The sequence below is a fragment of the Pseudomonas sp. No.117 genome, from assembly GCF_054558395.1.
Window position 1 is genome coordinate 102,819 of sequence record NZ_BAAJNP010000008.1, and the last position, 20,748, is coordinate 123,566.

Annotated in this window: 18 protein-coding genes; 11 read left to right on the plus strand and 7 right to left on the minus strand. The window is 68.9% G+C overall.

Annotation, left to right across the window (positions count from 1 at the left end; all coding sequences use genetic code 11):
* Positions 1 to 156 precede the first annotated feature (156 nt).
* Genes ACYJP6_RS19740 through cysE form a run of 3 tightly spaced genes read left to right on the plus strand, consistent with a single transcriptional unit; the run spans position 157 to position 2,081 of the window.
* Positions 157 to 699 (plus strand): helix-turn-helix domain-containing protein, encoded by a 543-nt coding sequence (locus ACYJP6_RS19740; RefSeq protein ID WP_459477073.1) that lies wholly within the window; start codon positions 157 to 159, stop codon positions 697 to 699.
* A 9-nt stretch (positions 700 to 708) separates the two neighbouring features.
* Complete coding sequence (locus tag ACYJP6_RS19745; RefSeq protein WP_459477075.1) at positions 709 to 1,290, plus strand: GNAT family N-acetyltransferase; 582 nt, start codon at positions 709 to 711, stop codon at positions 1,288 to 1,290.
* Positions 1,291 to 1,292: 2 nt separating this feature from the next.
* Positions 1,293 to 2,081, plus strand: a complete 789-nt coding sequence (cysE, locus tag ACYJP6_RS19750) for a serine O-acetyltransferase (protein ID WP_459477078.1) — start codon at positions 1,293 to 1,295, stop codon at positions 2,079 to 2,081.
* A gap of 198 nt (positions 2,082 to 2,279) precedes the next feature.
* On the opposite strand, the gene ACYJP6_RS19755 is transcribed toward cysE, so the two are convergent.
* From ACYJP6_RS19755 to ACYJP6_RS19770, 4 genes are all read right to left on the minus strand, one after another.
* Positions 2,280 to 3,005, minus strand: coding sequence for an NUDIX domain-containing protein (locus ACYJP6_RS19755; protein ID WP_459477081.1), 726 nt, complete (start codon positions 3,003 to 3,005; stop codon positions 2,280 to 2,282).
* Between the two features lie 5 nt (positions 3,006 to 3,010).
* Positions 3,011 to 5,524 carry a mechanosensitive ion channel domain-containing protein gene (locus ACYJP6_RS19760; RefSeq protein ID WP_459477083.1) on the minus strand — a complete coding sequence of 838 codons (2,514 nt, stop codon included), beginning with the start codon at positions 5,522 to 5,524 and terminating at the stop codon, positions 3,011 to 3,013.
* A 65-nt stretch (positions 5,525 to 5,589) separates the two neighbouring features.
* On the minus strand, positions 5,590 to 6,633 hold the full coding sequence (locus ACYJP6_RS19765; RefSeq protein ID WP_459477085.1) for an AraC family transcriptional regulator: 1,044 nt from the start codon (positions 6,631 to 6,633) through the stop codon (positions 5,590 to 5,592).
* Positions 6,630 to 7,652, minus strand: a complete 1,023-nt coding sequence (locus ACYJP6_RS19770) for a carbon-nitrogen hydrolase family protein (RefSeq protein WP_459477087.1) — start codon at positions 7,650 to 7,652, stop codon at positions 6,630 to 6,632. Before ACYJP6_RS19770 ends, ACYJP6_RS19765 begins: the two co-directional genes overlap by 4 nt.
* 196 nt (positions 7,653 to 7,848) lie before the next feature.
* Between ACYJP6_RS19770 and ACYJP6_RS19775 the strand changes: the two genes are divergently transcribed.
* From ACYJP6_RS19775 to ACYJP6_RS19785, 3 genes are all read left to right on the plus strand, one after another.
* Positions 7,849 to 9,903, plus strand: a complete 2,055-nt coding sequence (locus ACYJP6_RS19775) for an oxidoreductase (protein WP_459477089.1) — start codon at positions 7,849 to 7,851, stop codon at positions 9,901 to 9,903.
* A gap of 312 nt (positions 9,904 to 10,215) precedes the next feature.
* Positions 10,216 to 11,529, plus strand: coding sequence for a chromosome partitioning protein ParA (locus ACYJP6_RS19780; RefSeq protein WP_459477091.1), 1,314 nt, complete (start codon positions 10,216 to 10,218; stop codon positions 11,527 to 11,529).
* Positions 11,530 to 11,548: 19 nt separating this feature from the next.
* Positions 11,549 to 12,472: a 1-aminocyclopropane-1-carboxylate deaminase/D-cysteine desulfhydrase gene (locus ACYJP6_RS19785; RefSeq protein ID WP_459477094.1), complete on the plus strand. Its 924-nt coding sequence runs from the start codon at positions 11,549 to 11,551 to the stop codon at positions 12,470 to 12,472.
* On the opposite strand, the gene ACYJP6_RS19790 is transcribed toward ACYJP6_RS19785, so the two are convergent.
* Positions 12,445 to 13,329: a DUF1853 family protein gene (locus ACYJP6_RS19790; protein ID WP_459477096.1), complete on the minus strand. Its 885-nt coding sequence runs from the start codon at positions 13,327 to 13,329 to the stop codon at positions 12,445 to 12,447. The two genes, ACYJP6_RS19785 and ACYJP6_RS19790, sit on opposite strands and share 28 nt — an antisense overlap.
* Before the next feature lie 134 nt (positions 13,330 to 13,463).
* Here ACYJP6_RS19790 and ACYJP6_RS19795 point away from each other — a divergent pair, with 134 nt between their 5' ends.
* The 3 genes from ACYJP6_RS19795 to ACYJP6_RS19805 are packed head-to-tail and all read left to right on the plus strand — an operon-like array spanning position 13,464 to position 16,173.
* On the plus strand, positions 13,464 to 14,348 hold the full coding sequence (locus tag ACYJP6_RS19795) for an NAD(+) kinase (protein WP_145009025.1): 885 nt from the start codon (positions 13,464 to 13,466) through the stop codon (positions 14,346 to 14,348).
* A complete protein-coding gene (locus tag ACYJP6_RS19800; protein ID WP_459477099.1) occupies positions 14,348 to 15,307 on the plus strand; it encodes a metallophosphoesterase in 960 nt (319 codons plus the stop codon). Before ACYJP6_RS19795 ends, ACYJP6_RS19800 begins: the two co-directional genes overlap by 1 nt.
* The gene (locus ACYJP6_RS19805) at positions 15,304 to 16,173 is read left to right on the plus strand and encodes a rhomboid family intramembrane serine protease (RefSeq protein WP_459477102.1); all 870 of its coding nucleotides are present in this window, start codon (positions 15,304 to 15,306) and stop codon (positions 16,171 to 16,173) included. Before ACYJP6_RS19800 ends, ACYJP6_RS19805 begins: the two co-directional genes overlap by 4 nt.
* Here ACYJP6_RS19805 and ACYJP6_RS19810 read toward each other — a convergent pair whose 3' ends face one another.
* Both ACYJP6_RS19810 and ACYJP6_RS19815 read right to left on the minus strand, forming a co-directional pair.
* The gene (locus ACYJP6_RS19810) at positions 16,174 to 16,497 is read right to left on the minus strand and encodes a hypothetical protein (protein WP_459477104.1); all 324 of its coding nucleotides are present in this window, start codon (positions 16,495 to 16,497) and stop codon (positions 16,174 to 16,176) included.
* Positions 16,498 to 16,567: 70 nt separating this feature from the next.
* Positions 16,568 to 18,334 carry a thiamine pyrophosphate-requiring protein gene (locus ACYJP6_RS19815; RefSeq protein ID WP_459477107.1) on the minus strand — a complete coding sequence of 589 codons (1,767 nt, stop codon included), beginning with the start codon at positions 18,332 to 18,334 and terminating at the stop codon, positions 16,568 to 16,570.
* A 111-nt stretch (positions 18,335 to 18,445) separates the two neighbouring features.
* Between ACYJP6_RS19815 and prmB the strand changes: the two genes are divergently transcribed.
* Positions 18,446 to 19,360: a 50S ribosomal protein L3 N(5)-glutamine methyltransferase gene (gene prmB, locus ACYJP6_RS19820; RefSeq protein WP_459477110.1), complete on the plus strand. Its 915-nt coding sequence runs from the start codon at positions 18,446 to 18,448 to the stop codon at positions 19,358 to 19,360.
* Between the two features lie 48 nt (positions 19,361 to 19,408).
* Entirely contained in the window at positions 19,409 to 20,722 is a 1,314-nt protein-coding gene (locus tag ACYJP6_RS19825) for a DEAD/DEAH box helicase (protein WP_459477112.1), read from the plus strand.
* Positions 20,723 to 20,748: the final 26 nt, after the last annotated feature.

Below are 20,748 nucleotides of genomic sequence, written 5' to 3' on the forward strand. Positions count from 1 at the left end.
AGTTAATAGTGAAAGACCACGTCCGGCCATCATTCTTTTCGATACCCATGCGTCTCTCTTCTCAGGAGCTAGGCCAGGTTCTTGACGCCCGAGTCTATTCTAGGCTTGCCTCGAATTCTCAAATGTGGGAGAAAATATCATTTTTGGGAGGCTACCATGCTCGATACCCAGTTGGCCCTCAGGCTCAAGGCGCTACGGCTGGAACAGGCGTGGTCCCTGGAGCAGTTGGCGACGCGCAGCGGCGTCAGTCGCGCCACCCTGTCGCGCCTGGAGAATGCCGAGGTCAGCCCGACCACCGCCGTGCTGGGTCAACTCTGTTCGGCCTATGGCCTGACCCTCACCCGCTTGCTGCACAGCGTCGAGAGCAGCTTTCCGGCGCAACTGGAGCGCACGGTGCAGCAGGTCTGGCGTGATCCTGCCCAGGCGTTTTCCCGGCGCTCGGTTTCGCCGCCGTCGCGGGCGCTGGCGGGAGAGGTGATCGAGAGCGAATTGGGCCCGGGCGTCGACCTCCGCTACGAGGCTTCGCCCCGACCCGGCCTCGAGCATCACCTGGTGCTGCTCGAAGGAGCGCTCCAGCTTTGGGTCGAGGAACAGGCTTACCAGCTGGTCGCCGGTGATTGCCTGCGCTATCGACTCTGGGGCAGCAGTCGTTTCCTGAGCGGCCCTGCGGGCGCTCGTTATCTCCTGTTCATGATCTGAGGACTGGCCATGGTCTCCACCCCTTGTATCGAACGGCTCGACGCCGCAGGTCTCATCGCGCACCTGGACGATTTCCAGGAGTTGCTTGGCGCCTGCGTGGGCCAGGGAGCCAGCATCGGCTTCATCCTGCCGCTGACCGAAGCGGCCAGTCGCCGCTTCTGGACGGACAGCGTGGCAGCGGGCGTGGCCCGGGGTGCGCGGCTACTGTTCGTGGCCAGGGTGGCCGGGCGGGTGGTCGGCAGCGTGCAACTGGTCCTCGACACCCCGGCCAACCAGCCCCATCGAGCGGAAGTGGCCAAGCTGCTGGTGCATCCCGCGCAGCGTCGCCTGGGCCTCGCTCGCGCCCTGATGCAGGCGCTGGAAGACGCCGCGCGAGCCCTTGGGCGAGAACTCCTGACCCTCGACACCCGCAGCGACGACCATGCCGAGCCGCTCTATCTGTCCCTGGGCTACGCGGTGGCGGGGCGGATTCCCGGTTATGCCCTGGATGCCCTGCAGCCCACCCGGCGTGACAGCACCACCCTGATGTACAAGACGTTGCCCGCTGCGCCCGTTAAGCTGCACGACCCTCTCGTTCAGGAAACCTGTTAGCCATGGCCGCTCGCTCCGCACCCGAACTCTGGCAACTCCTGCGCGCCCAGGCCGAAGCCGGGCAGCGGGAGGCACCGGCGCTGGCCGCCGGTCTGGCGCGGGCGCTGCTGCAGCCGAACGACCTGGCCAGCGCCCTGGCCAGACGCTGCGCCGATGCGCTGGCGGAAGACCCGCACCAGGCCGAGCAACTGGCCTGGCGCTTCGCGGCGCTGCATGCCGAGTTGCCGGCCCTGGTGATGGCCGCCTGCGCGGACCTGGAGGCGGTGCTGGCGCGCGATCCCGCCTATGCCAGCCTGCTGGAGATCTTCCTCTTCTCCAAGGGCTTCCTCGCCTTGCAAGCCCATCGCCTGGGGCATGCCCTCTGGCGCAACGACGAACGCCTGCTGGCGCTGCACCTGCAGGCACGCTGCAACCGGCTGCTGGCCATCGACATCCATCCCGCCGCGCGACTGGGTCGCGGCATCATGCTCGACCATGGCACCGGTATCGTCATCGGTGAGACGGCGGTGGTGGAAGACGAGGTGTCCATCCTGCAGCAGGTGACCCTCGGGGGTACCGGCAAGGAGCAGGGCGATCGCCATCCCAAGGTGCGCCGCGGCGTGATGATCGGCGCCGGGGTGAAGATCCTCGGCAACCTGGAGATCGGCGAGGGCGCCAAGATCGGCGCCAACAGTGTGGTGCTGCATCCCGTCGCCCCCCACACCACGGTGGTGGGCATCCCCGCTCGGCCGGTCGGTCGGCCCCGGGACGCCCACCCGGCCGAGAGCATGGATCAGTCCTTCGACGCCTGAAAGCCTGTTCGACCAGGCGCAAGCCAGCGACAAGCCAGGCCCAGGCGGCTCCGCGAAAATGGCTGAGGAAGCGGATCGGATCGGCGCTCGGGTTTAGAGAGCGCAAAGGAGCATGGCGACGGAGCCGCCCAGGCGGGCTGGCGACCTGGACCATTTCCAACGCCATTTGGCCGACGCGCAGCAGCCTTTGAACGGGCTCTAAGCGAGAAAGACCTCGGCCTTGGGATAACGCTCGCTGTTGAGGGTGCTGGGGACCAGGCCTTCGCTCCGGGCCAGGCTGCGCACCAGTTCGCGATTGAAGGCACTGTTGCCGTCGTCCGCCAGATAGTCGGGCAGTGCCAGCCAGCGGGCGTCCTCGATCTCCTCGGGGTCCTGGATGGCGATCTCCGCACTCAACGGATCGAGCCGGCAGACCACATAGAGATTGGACTTGCCGAAGCGATAGGGGTGGGTGGTCACCATGCCGACGATGGCGCGAAAGGCGCTGCGGACGCCGGTTTCCTCCCAGACCTCACGAATCACCGCGGGCGCCAGGTCCTCGCCCAGCTCGACGTGGCCGCCCGGCAGCTTGTAGCCCTGGCTGCCGCGCTCGCGGATCGCCAGCAGTTCGCCCCGTTCGTTGAGCACCAGACCGCCCACGCCCAGGCTGTGGGTCGGGACGAAGGGCGCGAAGGCCGTGGGCGTGCCGCGCCAGACCAGGGTCAATTCCTGTTCGAGGCAGTTGTGGAAGACGAAGCCGGCGGCAGTGGCGACGCCGACCAGCTCGCCGAGGGCCAGGGGCAGGGTCAGCCAGATCAGGTTGCGGCCCTCACGGCGAGCCTGGTCGAGCAGCTCCGCCAGGGCGGGCGCGAAGGCGTCGCGCGAGGAGGGCAGCGAGGCGGCGTCGATGATCAGGCCATTGAAGGCATCTTGGCGATACTGCACGGCGATTACTCCGCGGGGCGTGGCTGGATGGGCGCGGACGGTACCACACCGGTCTCGCTCGGCACCAAGAGGCTGGCGCGCGGATTGGCGATCTCGATGCCGCGTTCGCGGAAGCGCTCGAGGATGCGGCGATTGAGTTCGCGCTGGACGCCCCAGCGGCCCTTGTCGATGCACCTCATCTGGCCGGCCAGGGTGACCATGGAGCCGTCCACCGCATCCACTCCCCAGATCTCCAGGTCGGCGAGGATGAGGTCCTTGAAGGCCTCGTCGGCCCGCATGCCGGCCCCGATGTCCTTGAGTTCGGCGATGGCGCGTTCGATGTCTTCGCCGAAGCCCACGCTGATGCGCAGGGCGGCGTTGCCGATCCCGCGGTTGATGTTGTTGACCGCCGATACCGAGCTGAAGGGCACGATGTGCAGGGAGCCGTCGCCGGCGCGCAGCCGGACGGTGCGGATCGACAGGTATTCCACGGTGCCGGAGACCCCGGCCACGGTGACCCAGTCCCCCACCTGCATGGCGTTCTCCAGCAGCAGGAAGATGCCGGTGATGAAGTCCTGCACCAGCTTCTGCGAACCGAAACCCAGGGCTACGCCGATGATGCTGGCACTGGCCAGCAGTGGCGTGGTGTTGATGCCCAGCTCGCTCAGGGCGGTGAGGCCGACGATCAGGGCGACGAGGATGAACAGCCCGGTGCGCAGCATTGGCAACAGGGTGCGCAGGCGGGCGGCGCGGACGGTGTCGCCGCGTTCGGTCCAGCGGGTCAGGCGGCCGTTCACTGCGACGTTGGCACCTTCCCAGATGGCGACGGCGATGATTGCGGCGACCAGGATGGTGAGGAAGGCGGACAGCAGGCTGCGCCCGATGCTGCCGGTGGCGAACCAGTCGAGCACGTCCCAGCCCCAGGACTGGAACAGCGCCAGCGCGGTAACCAGGGTGACGATCACCCCCACCAGCCAGCGTGCCAGGGGGTAGTAGCGCTGCAGGTGCAGGTCGGGGGCCGGGGCGCCCTCGCGGGCTACCGGCTGGAACAGCCGACCCAGCAGGCCGAGCAGGAACACCGCGGCGAGTCGCCCGAGGATGACGATGCCGGCGGAGAGGGCGACGAAGTTCATCAGCCGCGGCAGGCCGTTCTCGATGTCCAGCGCCCACATGGTCCAGCCGCCCATGACGAAGACCGCGGCGAACACCGCCCACACCTGACCCAGCCAGGCGCGCAGCACGGCCAGGGCACCACTGCCGTCCTGGCGGCCGGCGATGCGTGCGGCGACCGGTCGCCGCACATGGAAGATCAGGCCGACCACCAGCAGGTGGGCGAGCAGCGAGACCAGCTTGACGATGGCCTCGCGGCCGGCTTCGTTGGCGCCGAGGATGTCCGCGGCCTGGGCCAGTGCCAGGCCGAAGGTGATCAGGGCGACGAAGGCGTGCAGCCAGCGCAGCAGGGTATTGGCGAGCGACGCCTTGACCTTGAGCAGGCGGATACCATGGGCCGCGGGATCGATCAGCAGGCGGATCACGATCAGCGCGAGGCGGGTGGTGAGGTAGGCGCCGAGGAAGCCGCCGACCAGCTCGCGCTGGTTGGCATTCGATCCCACCAGGTAGTGGATGGTCAGCGCCGCGGTGGCCCAGAAGGCCAGCAGCGGTAGCAGCTCCAGGAGTAGCAGTCCCAGGGCGAAGGGCAGGTGTCTCAGGGTGGTCCAGTGCTCCTCGGCGCTCGGTCTGCTGCGCTCGGCAGATGCCGGCGCGGGCGTGGTCGCCGCGGGCGCCGGTTCGCTCGGTGGGGGCGCGGCGCTGTCGGATGGGGCGATGGGCACCTCTTCCAGGCGATCGACGCCGTCGCGCTGGGTCTGGACCAGGGCCACCGCGGGCTCCGCCGGGCGCGTGGCGGCGGCACTGTCGTCGACGACCTCGGAGGGCACCGAGGACTGTCGCGCCGCCGTCCGCTGCGCCTCGCGCCGCGCCAGGCTGTCGGCGTGATCGGCATGCCGCTGCAGCGTCTGCCGCGGACGCCCGAGCAGGCGGTGTACCAGCCATTCGACCAGCAGGCCGGCGGTGAACAGCACGGCCAGGGTGAGGAAGGCCTCCAGCAGGGCGTGACGACCCTCGGCCGAGGTGAAACTGGCACGGGACCAGTCCGGCAGGCTGGTGACCGCCCGCTGGACCTGGACCAGCTCGCCGCCCAGGTTGTCGGCCCAGCGCCCGACGCGGTTGAGCGTCTGGGCGATGAGACCGTTGGCCTCCAGCGGCACCAGCGTCTTTTCCTCGGTAGCGGCCGGTGCCGGGGTCGCTGCCGGCGCAGCGGTGGTCGCGGTGGCCGGGGCCGCGGCCTTCGCGCTCGGCGTCTGGTTGGCGATGGCCTCAAGCGTCAGGATCAGTTCCTGGCGGCGTTGCGGATCCTGGAGCAGGGCCGCGACCTGGCGAGCCTGTTGGGGGTCGAGGCCGGCGGGCGCGCCATTGGCGGTTTCCGCGGCGCGCAGGGGCAGGGCGAAGAGCAGCAGCAGGCAAAACAGGAGTTTCGGCATGGGCAGGTATCGGTCATGACGAGGGATCAGCCAGTTAGGACCCGGGATCGGCGCCGACGCTCCCTTTAGCCGGCGATCGTCTGCCGCTGCAGGCGCCGCCAATCGCCCGGGGTCTGCTCGGTCCAGCGCTTGAAGGCGCGCTGGAAGGCGGCGGGCGAGGCGAAGCCCAGCAGGTAGGCGATCTCGCCGAAGCTGGCCTCGGTGTCGCGGATATAGGCCAGGGCCAGGTCGCGGCGGGTCAGGTTGAGCAGCGCCCGGTACTGGGTGCCTTCTTCCGCCAGCTTGCGCCTGAGCGTCCAGGGCGGCAGGCGCAGCCGGGCGGCGATCTGCTCCAGGGTCGGCTCGCCGTGGCGCAACAGCGGCCCCATGACCTCGACCACCCGCTCGGTGAGTCCGCGGGTACGGGTCAGGCGGGCGTGCTCGGCATCGCTCAGGGCCAGCAACTGGCGCCAGGTGGCCGGGCAATGCTCGGCGCCGGGCAGGCTGAGGGTGCTGGCATCGAGCAGCAGGGCATTCTCGCTGGCGGCGAATTCCACCGGGCAGCCGAAGACGGTCTCGTAAGGGGCCGGGTTGGCTGGCGCCGGGTATTCGATGAGCACACGACGAGGTCGCAGCGGTTGCCCGGCCACGGCGCCCAAGAGCGCCAGCCAGGCGCTGAGCACCACGTCCACCACGAACCTGTTGTAGCCGTTGTAGGGGCTGATGCTATAGAAGTGCAGCCAGGCATCGCGTCCCTGGGCGACGTAGCGCGACTGGCCACGGTAGTTGCGACCATAGAGCGGCTCCAGCCTGAGCAGCGTCTCGGCGGCGTGCCGCACGTCCGCCGCCTGGGCGACGGTGACGCCCGCCAGGCCGAGAAAGGCCGGGCGCATCGCCTGGCCCATGGCCAGGCCCAGGGCGGCATCGCCGGTCAGCTCCAGGGCGGCATGCCCGAGGCGCATGTAGTGAGGAATCGACAGCCGTCCACCGGGCTCGGCCAGGCGCGCCGCCGTCAGCCCGAAGCGGTCGAGCAGGCCCTGGGCATCCGCCCCTCGCGTCGCGACGGCAGCGGCCAGTGCCAGCACGAAGCCGGTGGACAGGTCGCCCAGGCGCAGCGCCGGCGCCCTCATAGGCGCAGATTGATCAGCTGGGTGCCGGCCCGGGCGGGATCGGTGGCCGAGGCCGCGTCCGGGGTGAAGGCCTGGCTGGCTCCGCTGGCCTGCCATTCCCACAGCCGTCCGCGCAGGTGGACCTCCAGTGCCGCCCGGATCCCAGCGGCGCGCAGCCGTTGCGGATCGAAGGGCGCGGGTGCGGGATTGGCGCCGGAGACGAGGGCGGGGATCGCCAGCAGGTCCACCTGCGGATCGTCCAGTACCCCGGCCCGGCTGGAGTCGCTGCCCTGGATCACACCCAGGCGGCCGAGTGGCGTCTGCAGACGCAGCAAAGGCGGGGTCAGGTCGTCGCCGCGCTCGTCGTTCGCCAGCGGCCGGATGAGCGGTCGACCTAGGGGTTGGCCGTCGGGGCCGAAGACGAGGGTGACATTGCGCAAGGGGCCGCTGCCTACCGTCAACTCGCCGTCGACCAGCGCCGGGCCGGGCAGGACGATGGAGCCGGCGACCAGGGTGACGTGGTAGCGGCGGGCGAGACCGGCGCAGAGTTGCTGGTAGGCGCTGGCCATGTCCCAGGCCTTCATGCGCAGCAGGCTGTCGCCCAGTCGCGGGTTACCCTCGGCCTGGAACCAGGCCCGGGCGACGCGCAGGGGATTACCCAGCACCAGCCATCGAATGGCCTCCGCGGAACGGGCGGCGGCATAGACCTCGGGCTTCTCGCCCATCAGCGCCAGCGGCGTACCCAGGTGTTCTGGGAGCACCACGATGGTCTGGCTGCCGAGCAGGCCGAGGCGGCGGGCATTATCCAGGGCGGCATCGAGCTTGAGCCGCAGGCGCTCGGGATTGCCGTAGTCCAGGGCGACCAAGTCGGGCTCGATGCCCAGCAGGTTGCCGGTGGTGGCCGCGGCGGGAGTGGTGGTCAGGTCCACCGCCAGGCTGCTGCGCAGATCCGACAGGTAATGGAAGGCTGGCCGCTGGGCCACCCAGCCCGCCAGCACGGCGAACAGGGCGATCAGCACCAGGAACACGAGCTTGCGCATCAGCACTCCAGAGCGGTCCCGGCCCCCTCGGCCGGGCGGGATAAAGGTGCCCAGGGTAGGAGACCGCAGGGCCACTGCCAAGTAGCGGCTGTGCATTTGGGTAAAGAGGTTGTCATTTTTGGTGATTGAGACCCGAGCGGGCTGCTCCTATCGTGGCACCAGGCCTTCCCAGAAAGGCCAGCCACCGGAGACCGCCATGATCGAGCTTGCCCCCAGCAATACCACCCCTGATAAAGCCTATCCGCATTTGCTCGAACCCCTGCGTGTAGGTGCGATCACCTTGCGCAACCGGGTGGTGATGGGGTCCATGCACACCGGCCTAGAAGAGCGGCCGGGGGGCTTCGCGCGCATGGCGGTGTTCTTCGCCGAACGGGCCCGCGGCGGCGTGGGCCTGATCGTCACCGGTGGGATCGCGCCCAACGCAGAGGGCGCCGTCTACCAGGGCGCCGCCAAGCTGACCACGGCCGAGGAGGCCGAGCAGCACCGCGCCATCACCGCCGCGGTGCATGCCGAGGGCGGCCGCATCTGCCTGCAGATCCTCCATGCCGGTCGCTACGCCTACAACCCGAAGTTGGTGGCGCCCTCGGCGTTGCAGGCGCCGATCAACCCCTTCACCCCCCGTGAACTTGAGGAGGCCGAGGTGGAGACGCAGATCGAGGCCTTCGTCCGCTGTGCGCAGCTGGCGCAGCAGGCCGGCTACGATGGCGTCGAGGTGATGGGCTCGGAAGGCTATTTCATCAACCAGTTCATCGCGGCCCGCACCAACCACCGGACGGACCGCTGGGGTGGCGATTTCGCCAGCCGCTGCCATCTGCCCCTGGCCATCGTCGAGCGCATTCGCGCGGCCACCGGGCGGGATTTCCTCATCGTCTTCCGCCTTTCGCTGCTGGATCTGGTAGAGCAGGGCAGCTCGCCCGAGGAGTGCCTGCAGCTGGCACTCTGGCTGGAAGCGGCCGGGGTGAGTCTGATCAACACCGGCATCGGCTGGCACGAGGCACGGATTCCCACCATCGCCACCCTGGTCCCCCGCGGTGCCTTCGCCGCGGTCACCGCGCAGCTCAAGGGGCGGGTCGGGGTGCCGCTGATCGCCACCAACCGCATCAATACCCCCGAGGTGGCCGAAGCCATCCTCGCCGCCGGCCAGGCCGATCTGGTGTCCATGGCGCGACCGCTGCTGGCCGATCCCGACTTCGTCGCCAAGGCCGCGGCCGGGCGCGCCGACGAGATCAACACCTGCATCGCCTGCAACCAGGCCTGCCTGGACCATACCTTCGCCGGCAAGCTGACCAGTTGCCTGGTCAATCCGCGGGCCTGCCACGAGACCGAGCTGCAGATCCTGCCCGCCGTCCAGCCGCGGACCTTCGCCGTGGTCGGCGCCGGGCCGGCCGGGCTGGCGGCCGCCTGCACCCTGGCGGAGCGCGGCCATCGCGTGGTGCTGTTCGAGGCCAGCGCCCGTATCGGCGGCCAATTCAACGTCGCCAAGCGCATCCCCGGCAAGGAGGAGTTCGGCGAGACCCTGAGGTACTTCGGGCGCCGCCTGGAGCGCCTGGGCGTAGAGGTGCGCCTCAACCAGCGCGTGAGCGCCGCCGAGCTGCAGGCCGCGGGCTTCGCATCGGTGATCCTGGCGACCGGGGTCACCCCGCGTGTTCCTCCCATTCCCGGCGTCGATCACCCCAAGGTGCTGGGCTATCTGGACGTCCTGCTGGAACGCAAGGCCGTGGGCCAGCGGGTCGCCCTGATCGGCGCCGGCGGCATCGGCTTCGATGTGGCGGATTTCCTCACCCATCCCCATCGCGAAGCGGAGCCGCTGGCGGCCTTCTACGCCGAATGGGGGATAGATCCAAGCTTCGGTACCCGGGGCGGACTGGCCCCGGTGGCTGCGCCGGCGCCCACGCGCGATGTCTGGCTGTTGCAGCGCAAGCCGGGCAAGCCGGGCAAGGGCCTGGGCAAGACCACCGGCTGGATTCATCGCGCGCGGTTGCAGCAGCGCGGCGTCAAGGCGATCGGCGGAGTGGAATACCTGCGCATCGACGACGCCGGGCTGCACCTGCGCCTGCCCGATGGCGTCGAGCAGGTGCTGGCGGTCGACAACGTGGTGCTCTGCGCCGGCCAGGAATCCCTGCGCGAGCTGGAAAACGAACTGATCGCCGTGGGCATCGCGGTGCACCGGGTTGGCGGAGCGGATGTCGCCGCCGAACTGGATGCCAAGCGGGCCATCGACCAGGCCACCCGCCTTGCCGCCCAACTGTAACTCTTCGTTGCAAAGCGGATGGATTTCTGTGATCCGCTCCGCATAACATTCCTTCGAGACCGACCCCTGTCCCAATGTCCGGTCTCTCTTCCAATCACCCGGGCAGGATTGGCTAAGCTGCCGTCCTGACGCGGCGGCGGAGCTAGCTCCCTGACGGCGCGCGGTCCGCCGCTGCAGGAAGATTGCCTGGTGGTCCGCGGGTAGGGGTAGGATGCACGTCCGGTCGCCTCGCCCCGCCGGCGTCTGAGCCAGTCGCGGGGTCGCGGCGCTGGCCTCGGTATTCATGTGGGATCGACAGAGCACGCGGCACAGATGGCAGAAACGTTGAACGAAGAGGCGGTACTGACCCCGGTGGTCCTGGGGTTTGGCGACCAGGGCGTGAATCGTGCCTTGCTCTATCCCGATTTCCAGGCGCTCTGGCAGGGCGAGCAGGTGCTGCTCGACTGCGCCGGGCGTCGCCATCGCTTCGTCTATCTGCTGCTGGACGAGCACCGGCGGGTCAAGGCCGCGGTGTTCTTCCTGCTGGCCTTCGATACCCAGGGCGGGCCTCTTCCGGAGTGGAACCTGCCGCTGGGCGAGCTGGCCGAGCGCGGCGACGTCGGGCCCGACCTAGGCGCCGGACCGATCCGCCTGGCGAGCCGCAGCCATTGCCCGCTGTCCTGGCACCAGGGCGACCTGTGGGACCCGCGCAGCGATGCCGAGCACGATGACTGGCAGGCCATCCGCGACTGCCTCGGCCTGGTCGCCCCGCGCGCCGGCGAGGTGGAGCTGGCCGGGGAATACCACCCCAGCGCCGCGGACGGCATCGACGTCGAGGCCCGCCTGGAACGGGTGAGGCGCATCCTCGCCCAGGAGCATCAGGAGGCGCTGGACAAGCTGATCGCCGGCCAGCGCACCCGCCTGCTGACCCTGACCCGCCAGCACCAGGAGGACCTGGCGCGGCTGCAGCGCGACGCGGACGAAGTGCGCACCGCCAAGGCCGAACTGGAGGTGCGCTACGCCGCCCTGGCGCAGCATCTCGAGCAACAGAACGACCTGGCGCGCCAGCAGCGGGAAGAACTCAACGAACAGATGCGCACCCTGGAGCGCAACGCCCTCTACAAGATCGAGGCGCTGCGCATCCAGGCCGAGGCCGAGAGCGAGGCCCGGGTGGCCGCTGCGGTGGGCGAGCTGAAGAACCAGCTGACCATTCGCGAGGTGGAGCTCAAGTATCGCGACGAGCTGGATGGCCAACTCCAGGAGGACATCCGTCAGTTGCGCGAGCGTTGCGCCCAACTGGTCGGCGACAGCAACGAGGGTCAGCTGGAGCGCCTGGCGCGGCAGGGCATCCTCTTCGTCACCTTCCAGCCGGGTGCCGGTCACCTCATCCTCGGCCGCCAGGACGTGCCACGCTTCAGCACCGATCCCCTGGGCTTCGTCGCCGAGCACTGCAAGGTCAGCCGCGAGCAGTACCAGCGCTGGCTGGAGCATCACCAGCAGCCGGTCTGCCAGGCCGAGGTGGACGGCGAGCGTTGCGGTCGGCCGGTGGTGCGGGTGGAACATCCCGCCCAGTTCGATCCGCTGCGCTCGACCCGCTGCGCCGAGCACCGTGGCGACGACAGCGATGGTGACGTTGCCAATCTCTGATCGCGCATCCTCGGGTCCCATGACGGTCTTCCCACCCGCCGCGCTCCAGGAGGTGCAGCTGCCTCTGCTGGCGGACCGCGACCTGCGCCTGGCGGTGCTGCGCCTGGACCAACGCCCACCCGGCCAGAATGGCAACAAGGGCTACAAGTTGCTGCCCTGGCGTGAACGCCTGGATCGCGGCGAAGGCCGGGGCCTGATCAGCCTCGGCGGGGCTCATTCCAACCACCTGCATGCCCTGGCGGCCGCCGGACAGGAGGCGGGCTTCGCCACGGTCGGCCTGCTGCGCGGCGAGCCCTCTACGACGCCCACGGTGGAGGACCTGCAGGCCTGCGGCATGACCCTGCACTGGCTGGGCTACGGCGGTTATCGCCGGCGCCATGACGCGGATTTCTGGGAGCCCTGGCAGGTGCGCTATCCCGATTTGTTGCCCATTCCCGAAGGCGGCTGCGATGAGCGGGCGGCCCAGGCCTGCGCCGGAATCGTCGCGGAGCTGCGCCAAGGCCTCGCCCGCCTGGACTGGCCAGACTGCCAGCAGCTGTGGCTCGCCGCCGGTACCGGCACCACCCTGGCCGGGGTGATCCGCGCTGCCGCGCCGGGCTGGCAGGTGGTGGGCGGTCTGGCGGTGCCGCCGGGTCACGGCGTCGAGGCTACGCTGCAGGCCCTGCTAGCCGATGACTCCCACCCAAACTGGCGCCTGGCGGACGCGGCGCGCGGCGGCTTCGGCCGTGTCGATGCGCAATTGGCGCGGGCCATGGCGGACTTCGAGCGCGAGACCGGCATTGCCCTCGATCCCCTCTATACGGGCAAGCTGTGGCTGGCCCTGCAGGAGGAGATCGCGCGGGGCGCCGTGGCGCCAGGCAGCCGCCTGGTGTTGATCCATAGCGGCGGCCTCCAGGGTCGCCGGGTCCTGGCGACTCAGCTGGCGGCGCTGGCCGGCGGCTGAGCGGGCCAGCCGGCGGGCACCAGAAACAGCCGGGCGCTTTCATCCCCTTGTCCGTTACGCTGCACCAGCAGCTGCGGCCAGACCGGTGCCTCGCGGGGTAGCGGCAGGCAAGGGGTGCTCGCCACCGCCGGGGCCAGCCAGTGGCCCTTGGGCAACACCTCCCACTGGCCGGACGGCAGTTGCGGCCGCTCGCACCACCACTGGGGTTGGCGCGGCGCCAGGGCGTCCTCCGGCCAGGGCAGGGGGGCGGCGACCGGCTGGAACAGATAGCCGCCCACCCAAAGCGCGGCCCGAGGTGGCGCTATGTCGAGCGCCGCCAGATGGCTCCGGGCCAGGGCCGTGGCCGACAGCGGTAATTGGCGCTCGCGCAGATGAGCCAGCTTGAGTGCCAGTTGGTCCTCACCCCCTGGGCCCAACCAGCGGGGCGCCCCGGGCGAGCCCTCGCCCAGGTAGAACTTCACTGCCAGCTCCAGGTGATGGACGCCTTCGGCATCTTCCACCAGCAGGTCCAGCTCGCCCAGGGTACGCTCGCCCTCGCGCAGCGGCAGGTTGGCGGCCCGCAGCCGCACGCCAGGTGCCTGCTCCAGGGCGAATTGCCAGAGTCTTTCGTATTGCCGGCCCAGCCGGCGATCGCTGCCCTGGGCCAGCCAGGCAGCCAGCTCCGCAGGAGCCGCGTCCTGTTGCCGCAGCCAGTCGGCGAGCCTTCCGGGCTGGCTCGCCCAGTCGCTGGCGGCCAGTGGATGACGGGTATCGGCGGCGACCAGCAGGGGCGGGGCGACCAGGGTCCAGGCGAGATCCCGCACCTGGGGCTGGCTCAGGCGACGGGGCAGGGCGTGCAGCTCGGCGAAGGGCGTCATGGTGCCAGCATAGGCCAAGCGCGCCCCGCGGATCACTCGCGGCGACCCGTGGTCGGATGGAGGCGGTTTGCCGCTGCCACGGGCTTTCGCCCATACTTTCCGCCCATTCCAGCCAACGGGGCCGCCGGCGCGTCATGGACTCCTTTCGTAACATCGGCATCATCGGTCGACTCGGCAGCACCCAGGTGCTGGACACCATCCGCCGACTCAAGACCTTTCTGCTGAGCCGCGGACGCAATGTGATCCTGGAAAACACCATCGCCGAGGTGTTGCCCGGGCATGGCCTGCAGACGGTGTCGCGCAAGCTCATGGGCGAGATCTGCGACCTGGTGATCGTGGTCGGCGGCGACGGCAGCCTGCTCGGCGCCGCCCGCGCCCTGGTGCGGCCGCGGGTGCCGGTGCTGGGCATCAACCGCGGCAAGCTGGGCTTTCTCACCGACATCCGCCCCGACGAGCTGGAAACCAAGGTGGCCGAGGTGCTCGACGGCCAGTACCTGATGGAGACGCGCTTCCTGCTCGACGCCTTCGTCGAGCGCGGCGGCGAGATGATCGGCCAGGGCGATGCGCTCAACGACGTGGTGCTGCATCCCGGCAAGTCGACGCGGATGATCGAATTCGAGCTGTACATCGATGGCCAGTTCGTCTGCAGCCAGCGCGCCGACGGCCTGATCGTCGCCACGCCCACCGGCTCCACCGCCTATTCGCTGTCGGCCGGTGGCCCGATCATGCATCCCAAGCTGGATGCCATCGTGGTGGTGCCCATGTACCCCCACACCCTGTCCAGCCGGCCCATCGTGGTGTCCGGCGACAGCACCCTGTCGATCCTGGTGTCGCCGAACATGACGATCTATCCGCAGGTCTCATGTGATGGCCAGAATCACTTCACCTGCGCACCCGGCGATACCGTGACCATTCAGAAGAAGCCCCACAAGCTCAGGCTGATCCATCCGCTGGATCACAACTACTACGAGATCTGCCGGACCAAGCTCGGCTGGGGCAGCCGGCTGGGAGACGATTGATGCCCCGGGGCTACGATCTCATCGGCGATCTCCACGGCTGCGCCCATACCCTGGACCTGCTGCTGGAGCGGCTCGACTACCGTCTGGTGGACGGCGTCTGGCAGCACGCCGAGCGCCAGGCGATCTTCCTCGGCGACCTGGTCGATCGCGGACCGCGCATCCGCGGCGCCCTGCGCCGGGTGCGGGCCATGGTCGAGGCGGGCCACGCCCACTGCATCCTCGGCAACCACGAACTCAATGCCCTGGCCTGGCACACGCCGGCCGCGCCCGGCAGCGGCCAGACCTGGGTGCGTGAACACACGCCGCGGCACCGCCAGCTGATCCAGGAAACCCTGAGCGCCTTCGCCGACCACCCGCAGGAATGGCAGGACCATCTGCGCTGGCTCTACACCCTGCCGCTGTGCAAGGACTTCGGCCATTTCCGCATCGTCCATGCCTGCTGGGATCAGGGGCTGATCGAGGAATTCCTGCACCATTACCCCGACGCCTGCATCGACGAGGATTTCGTCCGCCAGTCCATCATCGGCGGCAGCCTGGCCAGCCGGGTCGCCTCGCGCCTGCTCAACGGCGTCTCGCTGCCCTTGCCCCATGGACTGCGCCTGACCGGCAGCGATGGCTATGTCCGGGCGCGGTTTCGCACCAAGTTCTGGGAGAGCGATCCCCAGACCTATGGCGACGTGGTCTTCCAGCCCGATGCCCTGCCGGCCGAGATCGCCTGCGAGCGCCTGAGCGACGAGGAGAAGGCCGGGCTGCTCTGCTACGGCGAGGACGAGCCGCTGCTGTTCGTCGGCCATTACTGGCGCGACGGCCATCCCGAGCCGCTGCGGCCCAACCTGGCCTGCCTGGACTACAGCGCGGTCAAGTACGGCAAGCTGGTGGCCTATCGGTTGGACGCCGAGCGCGAGATCGATCCGGCGAAGTTCGTCTGGATCGACGTGCAGCGCGAGGAGGGCCGATGAACCAGCCGCAACCCGTGCTGCGCGTGCCCCTCGGGCGTGACCTGCTGGCCTTCACCCGCCTGCTGCGCCGGCTGCAGATCCGCCACCGGGTGGTGGAAGAGGGCGATAGCCAGGTGCTCTGGGTACTGGACCCGGCGCGGGTCGATGAGACCCGCAGCCTCTATGAGCGCTATCCCGATGGCGATCCGCGTGGCGAGGTCCAGGCCGCCCGCGGACCCCGCGGCTTCGGCCTGTTGGCGCAACTCAAGGCCAGTCCGGTCAGCGCCGTCTTTCTCGCCATCACCCTGCTGCTGGGCCTGGCCACCGAACTGGGCGATAACCTGGCGCTGATCCACTACCTGACGCTGCAGGAATTCCGCCTGATCGACGCCGAGCACATCGCCTTTCTCGATCTCGACGCCAGCCTGGCCCGCGGCGAATGGTGGCGGCTGGTCACGCCGATCTTCCTGCACTTCGGTCTGCTGCACCTGGCGATGAACGCCCTTTGGTACTGGGAGCTGGGTCGGCGCATCGAATTCCGCCAGGGCGGCCTGATGCTGCTGCTGCTGACCCTGGTCTTCGCCGCCGGCTCCAACTTGCTGCAGTACGCCTGGACCGGCCCGGCCCTGTTCGGCGGCCTGTCCGGGGTGCTCTATGGCCTGCTCGGCCATTGCTGGCTGTTCCAGTGGCTGGCGCCCAATCCGGCCTATCGCATGCCGCGCGGCGTCGTGGCCATGATGCTGATCTGGCTGGTGATCTGCCTGACCGGCGTCTTCGACCTGCTCGGCTTCGGTTCCATCGCTAATGGCGCCCATGTCGGCGGCCTGGTGCTGGGTTGCCTCACCGGCCTGCTGGGCGGTGGCCTGGCGCGCCTGCGGCAGCGCTAGCTAGCGCCGCCGCTTGAGTGCGGGGGAAAGGCTCAGGGCATTGCGATAGCGCGAGCGCCGCCGGCTGCGGCTGCGCAACCAGAGCCCGACGAGCAACAGTAGCGCGCCGCCGCCCAGGAAGCCCTGGGCTGTCCCACGGGTCATGGTCAGATAGGGCGCCAACTGCGGCAGCTGCAAGAGAGCGGCACCGCCCGCCAGCAACGCGGCCAGGCCGGCCAGCAGGGACAGCAGGCCGAGGCCGGCGCTGAGAGAAGTCAGAAAGGGCCGCCGCAGGCGCAGCGGGGGCGGATCGAAACGGTCTTGCTCGGGCAACTGCATGCTCATACCCCAGGCTTTTCGTGAGGCCGCCGAGGTTATACGCCTCGACAGTCCTTGGCGAGCCTGAAGGTGCGGGCTAGCGCAGCAGCTGCCGCGCCCCCTGCTTGAGCATGTCCCAGCGGTTCGCATCGCCACTGGCGATGGCGCCGAGGAAGGCGCGTGCCTGTTCGAAGCTGATGTGCGGCGGTAGGGGCGGCACGCTGGGGTCGGTGACAAATTCCAGCACCACCGGCCGATCCGCTTCGAAGGCCTGCTGCCAGGCATCGGCCACCTCGTCCGGGCGATGGATGCGCAGGCCCTTGAAGCCGAGCAGTTCGCCATAGCGGGCGTAGGGGAAGTCGAGCACGTCCTGGGCCGGGGCGAACTTGGGGTCGCCGGCCAGGGCCCGCTGCTCCCAGGTCACCTGGTTGAGATCGCCGTTGTTGAGCACCATGACGATGAAGGTCGGATTGCTGAATCTCTTCCAGTACTGCTGCAGGGTGACCAGTTCGGCATTGCCGTTCATCTGCATGGCGCCGTCACCCACCAGGGCAATCACCGGGCGGTCCGGGTGGGCAAACTTGGCGGCGATGGCATAGGGAATGCCACACCCCATGGTCGCCAGCTTGCCCGACAGCGAACCCAGCATCTGGCCGCTCATACGGATGTCGCGGGCATACCAGTTGGTGTGGGAGCCGCTGTCGCCACAGAGGATGGCATCACGCGGCAGTTGCTGGGACAGCTCATGGAACACCCGCTGCGGATTGATCGGGTCAGCGGGTGCCATGGCGCGCTGCTCGATGGAGTGCCAGGAGTCGGCCACGCTCTTCTCGATGCGCGCGCGCCATTTGTCGTGGGGCTTGCTCTGCAGCAGCGGCAGCAGGCGCCTCAGGGTCTCGGCGGCATCGCCCAGCAGCGGCTGCTCGATGGGATACCTCATGCTGATGTTGCGCGCGTGCAGGTCGATCTGCACCGCCCGCGCCTGGCCCTCCTTGGGCAGGAATTCGGTGTAGGGAAAGGTCGAGCCGACGATCAACAGGGTGTCGCATTCCTTCATCAGCAGATCGCTGGCCTCGGTGCCGAGCAGGCCGATGGAGCCGGTGACATAGGGTAGCTCGTCCGAAAGCACGCCCTTGCCCAGCAGCGCCTTGGCCACCCCGGCGCTGAGCTTCTCGGCCACTGCCATCACCTCGCTGCGCGCCTGCAGGGCACCGGCACCCACCAGCAGGGCGACCTTCTTGCCAGCGTTGAGTATGTCGGCGGCGGCCTGCAGGTCATCCTCCTGGGCATAGGGCCGCGGCGGGATGGCGCCCGCCCCGGAGAGGACGTTGGCGTGCTGGTGCGGCGGACTTTCCACTGCCGGCAGTTGCTGGATGTCGTTGGGGATGATCACCGTGGCCACCTGGCGTTCGGCGATGGCCACGCGGAAGGCGCGGTCGAGGACATGGCGCAATTGCGCCGGGTGCACCACCGTCTCCACATAGGCGGAGACGTCCTTGAACAGGGTGTGCAGGTCGACTTCCTGCTGGTAGTCGCTGCCGAGCGACGAGGCCGCCTGCTGGCCGACCAGGGCCACCACCGGCATGTGGTCCATCTTGGCGTCGTACAGGCCATTGAGCAGGTGGATGGCGCCGGGTCCGGAGGTGGCCAGGCAGACGCCCACCTCGCCGGTGAACTTGGCATGGGCACAGGCCATGAAGGCGGCCATCTCCTCATGGCGCACCCGCACATAGTCGAATTGGTCGGCCACCCGTCCCAGGGCGCCCATGATGCCGTTGATGCCATCGCCCGGATAACCGAAGACGCGTTCGACGTTCCACTGGCCGAGACGCTCCCAGAGATGGTCGGCTACGGTCTTGCTCATGACGTTCTCCTCACTTGGCTTCTAGGGTTAGGAAGAAGGCCTCCGACGTTAAGTTCCTGCAGCCGGACCGGGCGCGGGTTAGAATGCGCGGCTGAACATCCGGAGCCTTCCATGAGCGAATCCCGCCTGCGCACCCTGCGCGACCACATCCGCTGGGCCGTCAGCCGCTTCCACGCCGAAGAGCTGTTCTTCGGCCATGGCCACGACAACGCCTGGGACGAGGCCCGCGCCCTGGTGCTGGGCGCGGTGCACCTGCCCTGGGACACCGCCGACCGCTACCTGGATTGCGCCCTGGAAGACGACGAGCGCTATGAACTCGGCGTGCTGCTGCACAGGCGCATCCAGGAACGCGTGCCCACCGCCTATCTGCTCGGCGAGGCCTGGTTCTGCGGACTACCCTTCGCCGTCGACGAGCGGGTGCTGGTGCCCCGTTCGCCCATCGGCGAACTGATCGATGGGCGTTTCGAACCCTGGCTGCCGGCTACCCCGGCGCGCATCCTCGATCTCTGCACCGGTTCCGGCTGCATCGGCATCGCCTGCGCCTATGCCTTCCCCGAGGCCGAGGTGGCCCTGGGCGATCTCTCCTACGATGCCCTGGAAGTGGCCTGGCAGAACATCGAGCGGCATGGCCTGGAGGATCGCGTCTATACCGTGCAGGGCGACGGCTTCGCCGGCCTGCCGGGGCAGCGCTTCGATCTGATCGTCAGCAATCCGCCCTATGTGGACGCCGAAGACTTCGCCGACATGCCCGCCGAGTACCAGCACGAACCCGCGCTGGGTCTGGCCTGTGGCGACGATGGCCTGGATCTGGTGCGGCGCATGCTGGCCGAGGCCGCCGATCATCTGACCGAACAGGGCCTGCTGATCGTGGAGGTGGGCAACAGCCAGGTTCACGTCGAGGCGCTCTATCCGGAAGTCGATTTCACCTGGCTCGACTTCGAACGTGGCGGCCATGGCGTCTTCCTGCTCGCCGCCGCCCAGTGCCGCGAGCACCAGGCGCTGTTCCGTAGCCGTCTGCTTCCCTGATCACCCGTGGTCGCCCGCGGCGGCCGCCTTTTTCTCCGAGGTCTATCCGTGTTTACCGAACTCGCTCTGCACGAGCGCCTGCTCAAGGCCCTCGACACCCTGGGCTTCAAGACGCCCACCCCGGTCCAGGCCGCTGCCGTGGGCCCGGCCCTGGCAGGCCATGACCTGCGCGTCACCGCCCGTACCGGCAGCGGCAAGACGGCGGCCTTCCTGCTGCCGCTGCTGGATCGCCTGCTCAAGGACCCCAAGCCCAAGTCCGGCGCCCGGGCCCTGATCCTGCTGCCGACCCGCGAGCTGGCCCAGCAGACCGCCAAGGAAATCGAACGCTTCGGCCAGTTTACCTTCCTCAAGGCCGGCCTGGTGATCGGCGGCGAGGACTTCCGCGTCCAGGCCGCCGGCCTGCGCAAGAATCCCGAGATCCTGGTGGCCACTCCGGGGCGGCTGCTGGAGCAGCGTAACGCTGGCAACGTCGACCTGAAGGATATCGAGCTGCTGGTGCTGGACGAAGCCGACCGCATGCTCGACATGGGCTTTTCCGAGGACGTCCTGCAGATCGCCGCCAGCTGCGAGCGCGAAGGCCGCCAGACCCTGCTGTTCTCTGCCACCGGTGGCGGCAACGCCCTGCGCCAGGTGGTCGAGCAGGTCCTGCGCGAGCCCCAGAATCTGCTGCTCGACCGTACCGGCGAGCTGAACGAGGCGGTGGTGCAGCAGGTGATCCTGGCCGACGAGCCGCCCCACAAGGAGCGGCTGCTGCAGTGGCTGCTGGCCAACGAGACCTACCGCAAGGCCATCGTCTTCACCAACACCAAGGTGCAGGCCGACCGTCTCACCGGGCGCCTGATCGCCGAGGGCCTCAAGGTCTTCGTGCTGCATGGCGACAAGGACACCAAGGACCGCAAGCTGGCCGTGGAGCGGCTGCAGAGCGGCGCGGTCAAGGTGCTGATCGCCACCGACGTGGCCGCCCGCGGCCTGGATGTCGAAGGCCTGGACCTGGTCATCAACTACGACCTGCCGCGCAGTGGCGACGAATACGTGCACCGCATCGGCCGTACCGGCCGGGCAGGCGAGGCGGGCCTGGCGATCTCCTTCGTCACCCATGGCGACTGGAATCTGATGTCCAGCATCGAGCGCTATCTCAAGCTCAGGTTCGAGCGCCGTCAGCTGCCGGGCCTGAAGGCCAGCTACAGCGGTCCGAAGAAGCTCAAGGCTTCGGGCAAGGCTGCGGGCGTCAAGAAGAAAAAGACCGAGGGCAAGAAGGACGGCAAGGCCAAGGCGAAAGCCAAGCCGGAGCGACGTCCGGGTGCCCTGGTACCGACCTCGGCCGACGGCTTCGCCCCGCCGCGCAAGCGTACCTCGGAGTAAGCTCGCGGCGGACGTGAGCGGCGCAG